This is a genomic window from Bacillus sp. NPDC057893, assembly GCF_042796455.1.
GTDB lineage: Bacteria > Bacillota > Bacilli > Bacillales > Bacillaceae_G > Bacillus_A.
Genome location: NZ_JBHVNG010000007.1, coordinates 185654 through 200342 on the forward strand (window position 1 = coordinate 185654; position 14689 = coordinate 200342).

Here is a 14689-nt window from a genome sequence, read left to right on the forward strand (position 1 = left end):
CATCTCCTCCGAAATATATAAATCAAAATGTAATCATTCTCGAATAAATGATAATGATTTTCAATATCATTGTCAACTAAAAAAATAAAAAGTTTACAAAAAAATAAACCCCTTCAAAAGGGGTTATGCCATTTTCTCTCCTGATTCTTCTTTAAAAAAGCTCTTCATCGCATGAAATACATCTGCTTTTTGTTTTAAAATATAGTACCTAAAGTTCTCATCTTTAATATTTTTATATGCTGACATAAGCGTACTGTGGCGGTTGTACTGGTTCACTTCCCCATACCCAAACATATTACACTTCTTCATCAACTCTTCCACAAGCTTTACACATCTCGCATTATCCGAAGTTAAATTATCACCATCTGAAAAGTGGAATGGATAAATATTATAGCGATCTGGTGAATATTTATTATCGATTAACTCAAGTGCTTTTTTGTACACAGAAGAACAGATCGTTCCACCACTTTCTCCTTTTGAGAAAAATTCTTCTTCTGTAACGACCTTCGCTTCCGTATGATGGGCAATAAACTCAATGTCTACGGTTTCATACTTTGTGCGTAAAAATCTTGTCATCCAGAAAAAGAAGCTACGTGCCATATACTTCTCCCATATCCCCATCGATCCACTCGTATCCATCATCGCTAATACAACAGCTTTTGAATCTGGCTTTAACACTTCATTCCAAGTACGGAACTTTAAATCCTCTTGGTGAATTGGATGGAAAGATGCTTTACCACGCATTGCATTTCGTTTATATGCAGATATCATCGTTCGTTTCTTATCAATATTTCCCCATAATCCTGTTTTTCTAATATCATTAAATTCAATGTGTTCAATCCGGTTTTCATCCAGTTCTTTTCTCTTTAAATTAGGCAACTCTAATTCTTTGAAAAACGCTTGCTCCAATTCTAAAATTGAGACTTCTGCTTCATAATAATCTTCCCCAGCTGCATCTCCTGCCCCTTGCCCTTTTCCTGGTCCTTTCTGCTTTTGACCACCTGATCCATCCCTCGCAACGACATCGCCAACTTTGCTGTCACCGTTCCCTTGCCCAACATGTTTATTTTTATCATAATTGTATCTAATCTTATATTCATCTAAAGAACGAATCGGTATTTTCACAACATCCCTACCATTAGACATAACAATATTTTCTTCCGTTACAAGATCTGGTAAATTATTTTTAATTGCCTCTTGTACTTTTTCTTGATGGCGTTGTTGGTCGTCATATCCTTTGCGATGGAGGGACCAGTTTTCCTGTGAAATCGTATAATTTGGTTGGTTTTCTTCGCCCATTCCTTTCCCTCCTTACTGTAATTGTCTTCCTCTATGAACAGCAATCTATAAATTTTGTTCTGTAATATGCCAAGCTAGAATATTTGAAAGGTAACTGCCCATTGAAAATCATCCCATAAACATATATAGCGTTTTTCATACAATACTCCGAGCATCCTAAACAAAATTTTGCCACTCACATAATAGAAAGAAACATTCAGCCGTTGATAAGAAAGAAACACAATGCATTGTTGCACACATTTTCACTTTGCAACATATTGTATTGTGTTGGCTTTTTTCGTATGAATGGTTGGTTACTCTATCATATGCATATTGTAAAAATAATTGACAATAAATTCATAAAATCGCATCTTAATTTATTATATTTGGACAAGCTATGACACTTTTTACAAGTATCAATAGATAACAAAACGCCGTCCCAAGAACAAGAGACAGCGTTTTGTTATCAAACTATCGATTTAACAAACTACCTACATATCGTAACAATTCATTCGCAGATGAAGAATTATAGCCATGCTCATCAATTAAGCGTGCAACAACATCATTGATTTTCTTAAGCTGATTTTCGTCTGGTGTTTTCGTTGATGTTGTAATTTTCACTATATCTTTTAAATCAGCAAATAGTTTTTTCTGAATCGCTTCACGAAGACGTTCGTGTGAATTATAATCAAAGCGCTTCCCTTTACGTGCATAAGCAGAAATGCGAATTAAAATTTCTTCACGGAATGCCTTTTTAGCATTTTCTGAAATTCCAATTTGCTCTTCAATCGAACGCATAAGTTTTTCATCTGGGCTCATTTCTTCACCCGTTAACGGATCACGTAATTTTGATTTATTGCAGTACGCTTCGACGTTATCTAGGTAATTATCCATAAGTGTCTTAGCTGATTCTTCGTATGAATAAACAAACGCTTTTTGTACTTCTTTCTTAGCAATTTCATCGTATTCTTTTCTCGCTAATGAGATGAAATTCATATAGCGCTCTCGGTCTTCACTACTAATTGACGGGTGCTGATCCAATCCGTCTTTTAACGATCTCAGTACATCTAGTGCATTAATAGATGGTACCTCTTTTCGAATAATTGTAGAAGAAATTCGGTTAATGACATAACGAGGATCAATCCCCTTCATACCTTCATCTTGATATTCGCGTTGCAATTCTTCTACATCAATCGCATTATACCCTTCTACCGTTTCTCCATCATATAAACGCATCTTTTTAATTGAATCAATATCCGGACGCTTCGGATCTTTTAAACGAGTTAAAATAGTGAACATTGCTGCAACGCGAAGTGTATGCGGTGCAATATGAACATTAGACACATCACTTTCACGAATCATTTTTTCATAAATATGTTCTTCTTCACTAACCCGTAAATTATATGGAACCGGCATTACAATAATTCGTGAATGCAATGCTTCATTTTTCTTATTTGCTATGAAGGAACGATACTCTGTTTCATTTGTATGCGCTACAATTAATTCATCTGCTGAAATAAGCGCAAATCTTCCTGCTTTAAAATTCCCTTCTTGTGTAAGCGATAATAAATGCCATAAAAATTTCTCATCACATTTTAGCATCTCTTGGAATTCCATCATTCCACGGTTCGCCTTATTTAATTCTCCATCAAATCGATATGCACGAGGATCTGATTCCGAACCGTATTCTGCGATTGTAGAAAAGTCTAGACTACCTGTTAAATCGGCAATATCTTGTGATTTTGGATCAGAAGGACTAAATGTACCAATTCCTGTACGGCGATCTTCAGAGAAGAAAATACGCTCTACAACTACATCTTCAATTCTTGACCCGTATTCTTGCTCTAGACGCATAACATTTAATGGTGATAAATTCCCTTCAATTCTTACTCCATACTCATCAAAGAAATCATTCCGTAAATGCTGCGGAATTAAATGAAGTGGATCTTCATGCATTGGGCAGCCTTTTAATGCAAAAATCGCTCCACGATCTGTTCGTGAATATGTTTCTAATCCTCGTTTCAACATCGTAACTAATGTTGATTTCCCCCCACTAACAGGCCCCATTAATAACAAAATACGTTTTCTAACATCTAATCGTTTTGCAGATGGATGAAAATATTCTTCCACAAGGCGTTCTAAAGCATCCTCTAATCCAAATAGCTGATTACTAAAGAAGTTATATTTTCTTCTACCATCAACTTCTTCAATTCCAGCATCTTTTATCATATTGTAAATGCGAGAGTGTGCTGTTTGAGCCACCCATGGTCTTTCTTTCACAAGCTCCAAATACTCCGCAAACGTACCTTCCCATTGTAAACGTTCTTCTGCTTCCCGATATTGTTCAATTTTCTTTAGAATATCCATTATAGCTCCTCCCCCATCTCCTTGTTCAATCGGATTATTATAAAAGGTATGCTAGGATGTCCTTAAACATTCTTTAAATCAAAACGAAATATATAATAGCGCTATAAAATTCTCTCCAAAATTCAAAGAAAATTCTGTATAATAAAGGTGTTAAAGTTTTCACGCTGCTATTCATTGTAAATAAATTCTTTTCTTCTAGGAACCTTACATACATTTCGATTCACAAATAGGATTCGTAAACCGAAAAAGTAAGGAGGAAATTAGGATGAAGTTATTATTAATTTTATGTGTATCACTCACATTTCTTACAGCTATTTTCACATCTGGTTATAACGATAAACCAGGTACACATAAAAAGTGATGTGCTGAAAAGCACATCACTTTTTTTCTTGTTTTTTATACACTATTTAAAATAAATATTTTCCACATCGTATATCGATAAAGGACGATTATAAAAATAACCTTGTACGAGTTTCACATTCTTTTCCTTTAAAAATTGTATTTGTTCCGCTTTTTCTACTCCTTCTGCAATTACATTTAACCCTAGAGTATGTGCTAAATGAATAATTGCAGCCGTAATATTCGTATCTCTTTCATCTTTATATATACCTTCCATAAAAGAACGATCAATTTTTAACGTATCAATCGGATATGTTTTTAAATAACTTAAAGATGAATATCCCGTTCCAAAGTCATCTAAATGAATCTTTAAATTTTGTTCTTTTAACTGCATTAACACTCTTTTCGATAAATCTTTATGTATAAGAGCCCCTTCTGTAACTTCTATTGCTAATAAATGAGGGGGGACGTTGTACTTATTTAAAGCACGTGTAATCATCTCTATTAGTGTAATAGAACGAAAATGTCTAGCTGAAATATTAACTGCAATTGGTACAACTTCATACCCTTTATTTAACCATTCACGTATCTGTTCACAAACTTGATGTACTACCCATTCATCAAGTTTAATAATAAATCCTGTTCTTTCAGCAAGTGGGATAAATTGATTTGGCGAGACAAATCCTAGCTCCTTATTCTCCCACCTTATTAATGCTTCCATACTGGCTATCTTTCCCGTTTCAATATTAATTTGAGGTTGATAATATAGGGAAAATTCATTTTTCTCTATAGCACGATGTAACTGATTCTCTATTATAAACCTTTGTTCACGTTCACAATCTAATCCACTACAATAAAAATGATAATATCCTTTTCCTTTTTCCTTTGCTTTTTCCAAAGCTGTGTCGACTCTTTGGAAAAGCATTTTTTCATCCATTCCATCTTTTGGAGCCATTACAATCCCAATTGATGCACTCAAATAAACATCCTCTTCTTCTATTACAAAATGCTCACTAATTCTTTTTAATATTGTTTGTGCCACTTCCTCTACGCATTCTTTCGTTATATTTTCTATTAACATAACAAATTGATCATCATGTTCTCTAAATAAATGCATATCTTCTATTTTTAGTTCTCGTAGGCATTCAGTAACTTTTTTTAATACTTGATCCCCTTCTTTATGACCAAATGTATCATTAATAAGGTGAAATTCATCCAAATCTATAAAAACCAATGCAAATTCTTTATTATCATCTAAAAATTCATTTAGTTTATTTGTACATGATATTCTATTCATTAACCCCGTTAACTGATCGAAGTAAGCCAAATACTCTGTTTTCATCTCATTTAATACTTGCCTCGTAACATCCCTCGTAACAATGTACACTCCGACGATTTCACTATTCACAATAATGGGGATAGTCCTCACAGAAATATAAAGTTCATACCCTTCTTTATGAACATATTTCTTTGCAACAATTTGTCTTGCTTTTCCCTGTAAAGCATTCTTAAATATAGTTTGAAAAGTTTTTTCATATTCTTTATTTATAAACTGAAAAATAAATTGGTCCTTTAACTCTTCATATCGATACCCAAAAATTTCATAAGTTGCTGGATTTGCATATGTAATTCTTCCAATAGAATCTACAGATACAATGGAATCATTATTATATTCTAGTAATGACTTAAATAACATTTGTTTTTCTTCTATTTCCGCTTTTTTCTTAACCTGTGCTGTAATATCTCTAGTAATACAAATAATAAACTGACATGTTCCATTTACATCGCATACTGGATTAAGTGAAGATTCATAATGTATATCGCCAGCTGGCAAACTAATTACATCACAAAATGTATTTGCTCTCGCTTCTCTCATTACTTTTTCATATTGTCCTTGCAATAACCTTGCCGTATCTTCTGGTAATACTTCTGCAAAAGTTTTTCCATAACATTCTTTCCCTAGCCTGGCGTGATCCATTCCTATTTTATTCACATAAATATATTTAAAAGTTTCATCGTCAATAACTTTCACAATAAACACTAAATCTTGAATAGCATGTAACAGTCCCTGTCTTACTAAATCCATATCTATCATACTTAAAAAGGTATTTTGATTATTATATTGTTCCTTCATATTTATCTCAACCCGTCTTATCTATTTTTATTCATATATCTCATTCTATATGAATATGTACCTTTTTTAAAATGTATGATTACATATTTTTTTAAAAAATAAAAAAGTCGCCAAATGGCGACTTTTAATAAACGATTTCTAAATCTAATCCTGGATAATTTTGTTGACGGAACGCTTCATAAATTAAAATTGCTGCTGTATTAGATAAATTTAATGAACGTACTTTATCCGTCATTGGAATACGTAAACAATGATCGAAGTTTTCTTCAATTACATTAGCTGGTAATCCATTTGTTTCTCTTCCAAATACGAAATAGTAATCCTTCTCACGTTTGCTATAATCAAATGCTGTATGAGCTTTCTCGCCATACTTTGTTAAATAGAAGAATTCACCATCTTTATTTTTCTCATAAAATTCTTCGATTGAATCATAATACGTAACTTTTACGTGCTGCCAATAATCTAGTCCTGCACGCTTTAACATTTTGTCATCCGTTGAAAATCCAAGCGGTCTAATCAAATGTAACTCTGTTCCAGTTGCTGCACAAGTACGTGCAATATTCCCTGTATTTGCTGGAATTTCTGGTTGATATAAAACAACATGTACTCCCACGCGATATTCACCTCTATTTTTTGTCTACTACGTATTATACCACTTGAACGAAAAATCTCTACCCATTAATAATATGAAAGAATTTATATTTCATTTGTGGTGTATATTTACTAGAGTCTTCATAGTTCCAATAACGCCTGCGGCTATTCGCTGAATGTGCATTTACAAGCGGCATACCATCTGCGTCTTTTGCTACTACAATTGTCGTATGATTCCACCTACCATCATCCTCAAAATCATACGCAATTACATCGCCAAGAATAAGGTCTTCTGGCTTTTCTACTGCTTCTGCTCGAAGACCAGCTGTAGCACCTGACAAATACCAATAAAAAGAGTGTGCTACAGCCCAGCTCCAACTCCACTGGTTTCCCCTTTGCCACCACCCTTTACGAATATTAGGATGTCCATTCATTGGCACTTCTCCAGTATGCAGACATTGTGAAATGAAATTTGTACAATTATCAGGAAAATTACGGTATGCAGGATTGCGATCATCCCACCAACGCTCTGCATATTTCACTGCCTCTAAACGATTATATTGATATGAACCGTATTTTTCTTTCGTGACTTCCCGTTCTAACGTTTCACCTATTCCTATTTCTTCTGACACTTCAAGAGCATAATCATCTATTATACGACTATTTTTTAAACAAACTCGTCGTTTTAATTGTTCCTCTTCGATATAAAATAATTCTTTATGCCTAATTAAATATTTCAAGTGTATTTGATAATCAATTTCTTGATGCTCATTACTATTTAATTGTCTAATGAAAGAAATATCTGCAGTTGCTTTCACTATATGTGCACTACGCTTTTGAAACAATTGTTTCTTTCTCTGTACCATTTGTAACAAATCTACTGCAATACCATCCACATCAGTTCGTTTCTCTGTGATATATGCTAAAAACTGTTGCACTTGCTTTTCAATATTCGCTTTTACAACCATTTCGTCTCCCTCCCATATTACAATATGAAAAAGGGAGATATTATCTACTCTTTTTTCTGTGCTAACAATTCAAGTCCACGATTCATTTCATGAAGAACCTCTTCATCTTTCTCACGTTCCATCGCTTTTTCAATGGCTTCTCCTACTCCATCTCCACCAATTTTCCCAAGTGCCCATGCTGCTGTTCCCCGAAGTACTGGTCTTGGATCATCTTTCATAACACCGATTAAATCAGGAATTGCTGCTGTTTCTTTAAAATGTGCAAGTGCTAAAATAGCATTTCGTTGCAATGGCTTTTTACCTCTCCATGAACCAGACATAACCCCATATTTTCCCTTAAAATCACGATTACTAATTGTTAAAAGTGGTGTTAATAATGGTTTAACTAATTCAGGATCAGGCTCCATTTCAGGATGGTTATGAAAATCCATTCCTTTATTTTTCGGACAAACAGTCTGACACGTATCACATCCATATATACGATTTCCTATTTTATCGCGATATTCTTCAGGCAGAAATCCTTTTGTCTGTGTTAAAAATGCAATACATTTCTTCGAGTCCAACTGACCGCCTTGTACTAAAGCACCTGTAGGACAAATATCAATACATTTCGTACAACTTCCACATTGATCTTCTATTGGCCGATCAGGAGGGAATGGAACATTCGTAATCATTTCTCCTAAGTATACATACGAACCAAATTCCGGCGTAATAATAGCGCAGTTCTTACCACTCCATCCAATACCGGCACGCTCTGAAACAGCTCGATCACTTAGCTCCCCTGTATCAACCATTGATTTCACTTCTATATCCGGAAGCTTTTCGATTAAATACGCCTCTAACTTTTGCAAACGATCTCGTAAAACAAGGTGATAATCTTGGCCCCAAGAAGCACGACAAAAAATCCCGCGACGTTCTCCACGCTTACTTAATGGTGCATTTTTTAATTTTGAAGGGTACGCTAAAGCAATCGCAATAATTGATTTCGCACCAGGTAACAATAACTGTGGATTCGTTCTCTTCTCTATATCAGGTTCTTCGAATCCAGACTGATAATTCAATTGTTGTTGCTGGATTAGACGCTGCTTTAACTCCTCAAATGGTGAAGCACTGGCAAAACCTATTTTATCTATACCAATCGTTTTACTATACGCAATTAAATCTTGCTTTAATTGTTCAAAATCCATTCTTTATCGCCTCCTCCGATGAATCCATCCCTTATGTAACGACTATATTGGTTAGCAATTCACTTTTGGAATAATATTCTTTACTTCTATTTTCGCATACAATTATGATTTTCAAACATTAAAAAAACGCAATGCTTCGTTTATCTTAGAAACGAAACACTGCGTTGATCACAATTTATCAGAAAAATATTAAATAAAATTTGGAGCGGGTGAAGAGAATCGAACTCTCGACCAGAGCTTGGAAGGCTCTTGTTTTACCACTAAACTACACCCGCAAATATGAATAAATATAAGATATTGAAATAACTTATGTAAAGTAGTATAGCATGTAAAAAAAATCGAAGCAAGAAATTTATCGAAAAAAGTCGAAAAAGTGATGAGATACCTCATCACTTTTTCAATTCTTTATCAATCGCCTTCTTCATACTATCGAAATCAGGGTTTGCAAGATTCCCATTTATATATACTGAAGGAGCACCTTGAACTTTTAATTTTTGAGCACGATCTGAATCTTTACGTACTTTGTCTTTCATTTCTTTACTGTGTAAATCTTTTTTAAACTGTTCTACATTAATTTTCGGAAGCTTTTCTTTCACAATATTAAGAAGTAATTCTTCTGTAATCCATTCTTCCGTATCTTTCTTTTGATTTTGATAAATCTCATCATAGAAAATCCAGAATGAATCTTGATCTTGTTTATAAATTGCTTCACCGGCAGCTGCACCTAAATCAGAGTCTTTTCCGATAAACGGGAAGTTAATAAAATATAACTGCACTTTACCTTTATCAATATACTCTTCTTTTAATCGTGGTAATACCGTTACATCCCAAGTACGACAAGCAGGACATTTAAAGTCTCCAAATTCAACTACCTTAACTGGAGCATCATCTTTCCCTAAAGATTGTTGCGTAGAATAAGCAAACATCTCATTCCCTTTATCTTTCTTGTCATTTATGATGCTATACACAATTGTCCCGATTACAATCAATACTGCGATAGAAAAAACTATACCAAGAACCATGAGTTTGTTTGATGATTTCATATACATTCCTCTTTAATTTCATATTCTGTATACATCATTGTACACAATACACATAATATCAATACTTACATAGGTCACGCAATGAACACGCTCACATAAATTACAAAAATACAATATTTGTGACAATATTGTGTCGTCTTTTGTCACAAATTATTCAAAAAAAGAAGCCCTTATATAGGAGCTTCTTTTAACTTACTGCTTTTTCACGTGCATTTTTTAACATGGACTGCTCTGTTTTTATATCATGACGAATTACTAATTTCTCACTAACTGCTTGCACATACTCATCATGATTTATATATCCTTCTTTCTCCATTAGTCTTAAAACTACATTTCGTCTTTCAACTGCTTTATCATAATTTTGTGCAGGTGAGTAATAAGCTGGTGCTTTTACTACAGCAGCCATCATTGCACTCTCTGCCAATGTTAATTGATCCACCTTTTTACCGAAGTAAAGGTTTGCTGCTTTTTCAATTCCCCATGCTCCTTCTCCGTAGTAAATATTACTCACATATAATTTTAAAATCTCATCCTTTGTGAATGTACGTTCAATTTTTTTCGTATAAAAAATTTCTTTCCACTTACGAGAAAATGTACGTTCATTAGATAAAAAAGCATTTTTAGATAGCTGCTGTGTAATCGTGCTTCCTCCTTGCACAACACCACCAGCTTTTATATTTTCAATAGAAGCTCGAATAATTGCTATATAGTCTAAACCGTTATGATGATAAAACCTTTTATCTTCCGTCGCAATAAATGCGTGTGTTAATGATTCTGGCACCTCTAACTTAGCGGATACATGTAATTTACTAATATCACTTCGCTCAATCATTACATTTCCAACGAATAATAATGCAAAACTTAACAATAATAATAATATAATGGCTTTATAAAGAAATTTAGTTAATGGATTTAATGCAACTTTTTGATGATAATTCACTCTAGATAATACTCGTTCTTTCATCTCGAACACCTCTTTTCCACACAGCATATATAACTCTTAATTTAAGAATACCTTGTTGTAAAAGAATATCCCATCGATTTCTCTTACACCTACCTTACAACATTGTAAGGTGTAAAAATGTATTGTATCACAGTCCTTTTTTATCTACTATTCATATGAAATATTGAATATACATTTGTTTATCATACTATTTATAGGAAGTAGGACTCTCCTTAATTTCACTTTATTCTTTTATTATATCAGTTTATACATTTGTACTTTTAAATATCTAGCAATCTAATTATATATGATATATCACTATTATACAGAACAAGCGTTCCATAAATCAATAATAGCTTTCAGATTATCTCGCTATTTGTGGGCAGTAAGACTTCTCCCTCAAAACTTGGCTAAAGCTAGAAAATTAGGTAGTAGCTCTGCTTCCTCCACTAATTATTAGCCTACACTTTATTATTGTGACCTTTTTCTGAAACAGTATACATAAAGAAAAGGTTAGCAATTTGAGATGTCCTCAAATAACTAACCAAAACTTTACAATCTTCCTATAAGATTATATGGCTGAACTTCCCATGTTTCGTATGGAATGAAATGCATTGCTTTCATCGCATCAAGTGTCCTTGATTTCATATGAGGACGCGTTATATACTCATCAATGTTCTCTTCGTTTAAAGCAACAAATTTAGCCTCTTGTATTTCTTCAGGTTGAATTTTTATTTCACCACTAACATATGCTACTTTAAAAACAACAGCTACAATATGCATAGAAGCATTATAATAAATCCCTGTAACTCCGATAGGCTTCACAGTTAATCCTGTTTCCTCCATTATTTCTCTGCAAACAGCTTGATCGAGCGCTTCCCCTTCTTCTACCTGTCCTCCAGGCATTTCCCACGTATCAGCTCGCCAGTGCACTTTCGTTAAAAGTACCTCATTCTTTTCATTTGTTAAGTAACCTGCTACGGCAACAATATGCTTTGGTGTTTTATGCTCCACAGAAATACCTCCTAGAAATACGATTATTTAAAATACTATCTATAACCATATTCCATAACTACAACAAAACCCCTTTAAAACTTTATCACCTTAACTATTTCAATAAAAAAAGACCCAGTTCGTTAAACGAAAGGGTCTTCTGTCTTATATCCCGCTATTTGTGGGCAGTAAACGCCCGATTGGTGAGGGGTAATAATCAGCGGGGGATGAACACCCCCCACTGATTAAAGTTTCACCTTATTATTCCCCTAAGTCTACGTTGTGGTAAACTTGCTGTACATCTTCTAAATCTTCTAATGCATCAACCATTTTTTCAAATTGTACTTGAGCATCTTCAGGAAGTTCTACATCACTTTGTGCAAGCATTGTTAATTCTGCAACTGTAAATTCTTCAACACCAGCACCTTTAAGTGCAGATTGTACTGAATGGAACTGATCAGGTTCAGCATAAACGATAACAGAATCTTCTTCTTCTAGAATGTCACGTGCATCTACATCTGCTTCCATTAAAATTTCAAGAACTTCATCTGATGTTTTACCTTCAAGACCGATAACAGCTGTCGCATCAAACATGTAAGCCACAGAACCGTTCACACCCATGTTACCATTGTTTTTGCTAAATGCAGCTCGTACATCTGCTGCAGTACGGTTTACGTTATTTGTCAGTGTATCTACAATTACCATAGATCCGTTTGGTCCAAAGCCTTCATAACGAAGCTCGTCATAGTTTTCTTCTGAACCGCCTTTTGCCTTTTCAATCGCACGGTCAATAATCGTTCTTGGCACGTTATATGTTTTTGCACGTTCTAATACAACTCTTAACGTTTGGTTTGATTCTGGATCTGGCTCGCCTTGTTTTGCTGCCACATAAATTTCACGTCCAAATTTCGCGTATATACGGCTTGTATTTGCATCTTTTGATGCTTTTTTTTCTTTAATATTGTTCCATTTACGGCCCATACTTTCCACTCTCTTTCCCGTTTTAAATCTACATAAAAATATTAATATGAAATATAATGTGTATTCAACACATTTTTAAAAGAAATATAAAAAGTTCATTTTTGATTCATATTACAGACATAATATAAATCACTATCATTTTGTTCTTTCGACAAGTTATATTATACATGAATTCCTAAGTTTATTACGAATTTTAGAATCACATAGCATAATTTAACAAAAAAGACCCTAACATTTCTGTTAGGGTCTTTTTTAATTCACCGATACCGATGGTCGGGGTCGAACCGACACTCCCGAAGGAACACGATTTTGAGTCGTGCGCGTCTGCCAATTCCGCCACATCGGCATAATAAGAAAGGCGGCAACCGGATTTGAACCGGTGGTAAAGGTTTTGCAGACCTCTGCCTTACCACTTGGCTATGCCGCCATATGAAGTTAAAATGGAGCGGAAGACGGGATTCGAACCCGCGACCCCAACCTTGGCAAGGTTGTATTCTACCACTGAACTACTTCCGCAAAAATGGCTGGGCTAGCTGGATTCGAACCAGCGCATGACGGAGTCAAAGTCCGTTGCCTTACCGCTTGGCTATAGCCCACCGAAGTTTTACTTAATTATATGTAAGTATCCATTAATTTATTTGTAATTTTAAAAAATAAAAATGGGGCGACTGATGGGAATTGAACCCACGAATGCCGGAGCCACAATCCGGTGCGTTAACCACTTCGCCACAACCGCCATGTTGTGTTTATATATTTGGCAGGGGCAGTAGGAATTGAACCCACACTGGAGGTTTTGGAGACCTCAGTTCTACCTTTAAACTATGCCCCTATGTAAATATGGTGGAGGGGGGCAGATTCGAACTGCCGAACCCAAAGGAGCGGATTTACAGTCCGCCGCGTTTAGCCACTTCGCTACCCCTCCGAAACTTACATGGTGCCGGCTAGAGGACTTGAACCCCCAACCTACTGATTACAAGTCAGTTGCTCTACCAATTGAGCTAAGCCGGCATATTTTATTAAAATGGTGGCTCGGGACGGAATCGAACCGCCGACACGAGGATTTTCAGTCCTCTGCTCTACCGACTGAGCTACCGAGCCTTATTAAAATGGCGGTCCCGACCGGGGTCGAACCGGCGATCTCCTGCGTGACAGGCAGGCATGTTAACCACTACACCACGGGACCATTTGGTTGCGGGGACAGGATTTGAACCTGCGACCTTCGGATTATGAGCCCGACGAGCTACCGTACTGCTCCACCCCGCGATAATATTATTTATATAATTATATGATAAGTGTTAGCAACCACATTACGAAAATGTTTGGTTGCGGGGACAGGATTTGAACCTGCGACCTTCGGGTTATGAGCCCGACGAGCTACCGTACTGCTCCACCCCGCGACAATATTATTCATATAATTTATATGGTGGAGGATGACGGGATCGAACCGCCGACCCCCTGCTTGTAAGGCAGGTGCTCTCCCAGCTGAGCTAATCCTCCAAAAGTGGTGACCCGTACGGGATTCGAACCCGTGTTACCGCCGTGAAAGGGCGGTGTCTTAACCACTTGACCAACGGGCCAAATATTATAAAATGCTTATGGCGGAGAGCAAGGGATTCGAACCCTTGATACGCTTGTGACGTATACACGATTTCCAATCGTGCTCCTTCGGCCAACTCGGACAGCTCTCCAATGGCTCCGCAGGTAGGAATCGAACCTACGACCGATCGGTTAACAGCCGATAGCTCTACCGCTGAGCTACTGCGGAATAATATTGCCTGGCAACGTCCTACTCTCACAGGGACAAGGTCCCAACTACCATCGGCGCTAGAGAGCTTAACTTCCGTGTTCGGTATGGGAACGGGTGT

At 35.8% G+C, this 14689-nt stretch carries 10 protein-coding genes, 17 tRNA genes and 1 rRNA gene; all 28 read right to left on the reverse strand.

Annotated features, from left to right (window positions below):
- Positions 1-123: 123 nt before the first annotated feature.
- A complete protein-coding gene (gene yhbH / locus ACFVQC_RS24360; RefSeq protein ID WP_002113900.1) occupies positions 124-1299 on the reverse strand; it encodes a sporulation protein YhbH in 1176 nt (391 codons plus the stop codon).
- Between the two features lie 450 nt (positions 1300-1749).
- Positions 1750-3645, reverse strand: a complete 1896-nt coding sequence (locus tag ACFVQC_RS24365; RefSeq protein ID WP_002159367.1) for a PrkA family serine protein kinase — start codon at positions 3643-3645, stop codon at positions 1750-1752.
- A gap of 403 nt (positions 3646-4048) precedes the next feature.
- A complete protein-coding gene (locus tag ACFVQC_RS24370; protein WP_377895836.1) occupies positions 4049-6118 on the reverse strand; it encodes a sensor domain-containing protein in 2070 nt (689 codons plus the stop codon).
- Between the two features lie 124 nt (positions 6119-6242).
- Complete coding sequence (gene trmL, locus ACFVQC_RS24375; protein WP_000538149.1) at positions 6243-6731, reverse strand: tRNA (uridine(34)/cytosine(34)/5-carboxymethylaminomethyluridine(34)-2'-O)-methyltransferase TrmL; 489 nt, start codon at positions 6729-6731, stop codon at positions 6243-6245.
- Between the two features lie 58 nt (positions 6732-6789).
- A complete protein-coding gene (locus tag ACFVQC_RS24380; RefSeq protein WP_377899466.1) occupies positions 6790-7677 on the reverse strand; it encodes an amidase domain-containing protein in 888 nt (295 codons plus the stop codon).
- A 44-nt stretch (positions 7678-7721) separates the two neighbouring features.
- Complete coding sequence (gene queG / locus ACFVQC_RS24385; RefSeq protein ID WP_002204547.1) at positions 7722-8864, reverse strand: tRNA epoxyqueuosine(34) reductase QueG; 1143 nt, start codon at positions 8862-8864, stop codon at positions 7722-7724.
- Positions 8865-9065: 201 nt separating this feature from the next.
- Positions 9066-9139: transfer RNA gene (locus tag ACFVQC_RS24390), tRNA-Gly, on the reverse strand.
- 114 nt (positions 9140-9253) lie between these two features.
- Positions 9254-9907 (reverse strand): DsbA family protein, encoded by a 654-nt coding sequence (locus ACFVQC_RS24395; protein WP_002204548.1) that lies wholly within the window; start codon positions 9905-9907, stop codon positions 9254-9256.
- A 187-nt stretch (positions 9908-10094) separates the two neighbouring features.
- Positions 10095-10871 (reverse strand): transglycosylase domain-containing protein, encoded by a 777-nt coding sequence (locus ACFVQC_RS24400; RefSeq protein WP_002204549.1) that lies wholly within the window; start codon positions 10869-10871, stop codon positions 10095-10097.
- Between the two features lie 531 nt (positions 10872-11402).
- Positions 11403-11864, reverse strand: coding sequence for an NUDIX hydrolase (locus ACFVQC_RS24405; protein WP_002063701.1), 462 nt, complete (start codon positions 11862-11864; stop codon positions 11403-11405).
- Positions 11865-12104: 240 nt separating this feature from the next.
- Positions 12105-12824: a YebC/PmpR family DNA-binding transcriptional regulator gene (locus ACFVQC_RS24410; RefSeq protein ID WP_377895841.1), complete on the reverse strand. Its 720-nt coding sequence runs from the start codon at positions 12822-12824 to the stop codon at positions 12105-12107.
- Positions 12825-13088: 264 nt separating this feature from the next.
- A tRNA-Leu gene (locus ACFVQC_RS24415) sits at positions 13089-13170 on the reverse strand.
- A gap of 10 nt (positions 13171-13180) precedes the next feature.
- Positions 13181-13251 (reverse strand) — tRNA-Cys (locus ACFVQC_RS24420).
- Between the two features lie 14 nt (positions 13252-13265).
- Positions 13266-13340 (reverse strand) — tRNA-Gly (locus ACFVQC_RS24425).
- A gap of 5 nt (positions 13341-13345) precedes the next feature.
- A tRNA-Gln gene (locus tag ACFVQC_RS24430) sits at positions 13346-13420 on the reverse strand.
- A gap of 64 nt (positions 13421-13484) precedes the next feature.
- Positions 13485-13560: transfer RNA gene (locus ACFVQC_RS24435), tRNA-His, on the reverse strand.
- Between the two features lie 19 nt (positions 13561-13579).
- A tRNA-Trp gene (locus ACFVQC_RS24440) sits at positions 13580-13653 on the reverse strand.
- Positions 13654-13662: 9 nt separating this feature from the next.
- Positions 13663-13746, reverse strand: a tRNA-Tyr gene (locus ACFVQC_RS24445).
- Between the two features lie 10 nt (positions 13747-13756).
- Positions 13757-13832, reverse strand: a tRNA-Thr gene (locus tag ACFVQC_RS24450).
- A 14-nt stretch (positions 13833-13846) separates the two neighbouring features.
- A tRNA-Phe gene (locus ACFVQC_RS24455) sits at positions 13847-13922 on the reverse strand.
- Positions 13923-13931: 9 nt separating this feature from the next.
- Positions 13932-14007 (reverse strand) — tRNA-Asp (locus ACFVQC_RS24460).
- A 3-nt stretch (positions 14008-14010) separates the two neighbouring features.
- Positions 14011-14087: transfer RNA gene (locus tag ACFVQC_RS24465), tRNA-Met, on the reverse strand.
- 57 nt (positions 14088-14144) lie between these two features.
- Positions 14145-14221, reverse strand: a tRNA-Met gene (locus ACFVQC_RS24470).
- A gap of 24 nt (positions 14222-14245) precedes the next feature.
- Positions 14246-14321 (reverse strand) — tRNA-Val (locus ACFVQC_RS24475).
- Between the two features lie 5 nt (positions 14322-14326).
- Positions 14327-14401: transfer RNA gene (locus tag ACFVQC_RS24480), tRNA-Glu, on the reverse strand.
- Positions 14402-14420: 19 nt separating this feature from the next.
- Positions 14421-14512: transfer RNA gene (locus ACFVQC_RS24485), tRNA-Ser, on the reverse strand.
- A 2-nt stretch (positions 14513-14514) separates the two neighbouring features.
- A tRNA-Asn gene (locus ACFVQC_RS24490) sits at positions 14515-14589 on the reverse strand.
- An 8-nt stretch (positions 14590-14597) separates the two neighbouring features.
- Positions 14598-14689 (reverse strand): 5S ribosomal RNA (rrf, locus tag ACFVQC_RS24495); the annotation flags it as partial.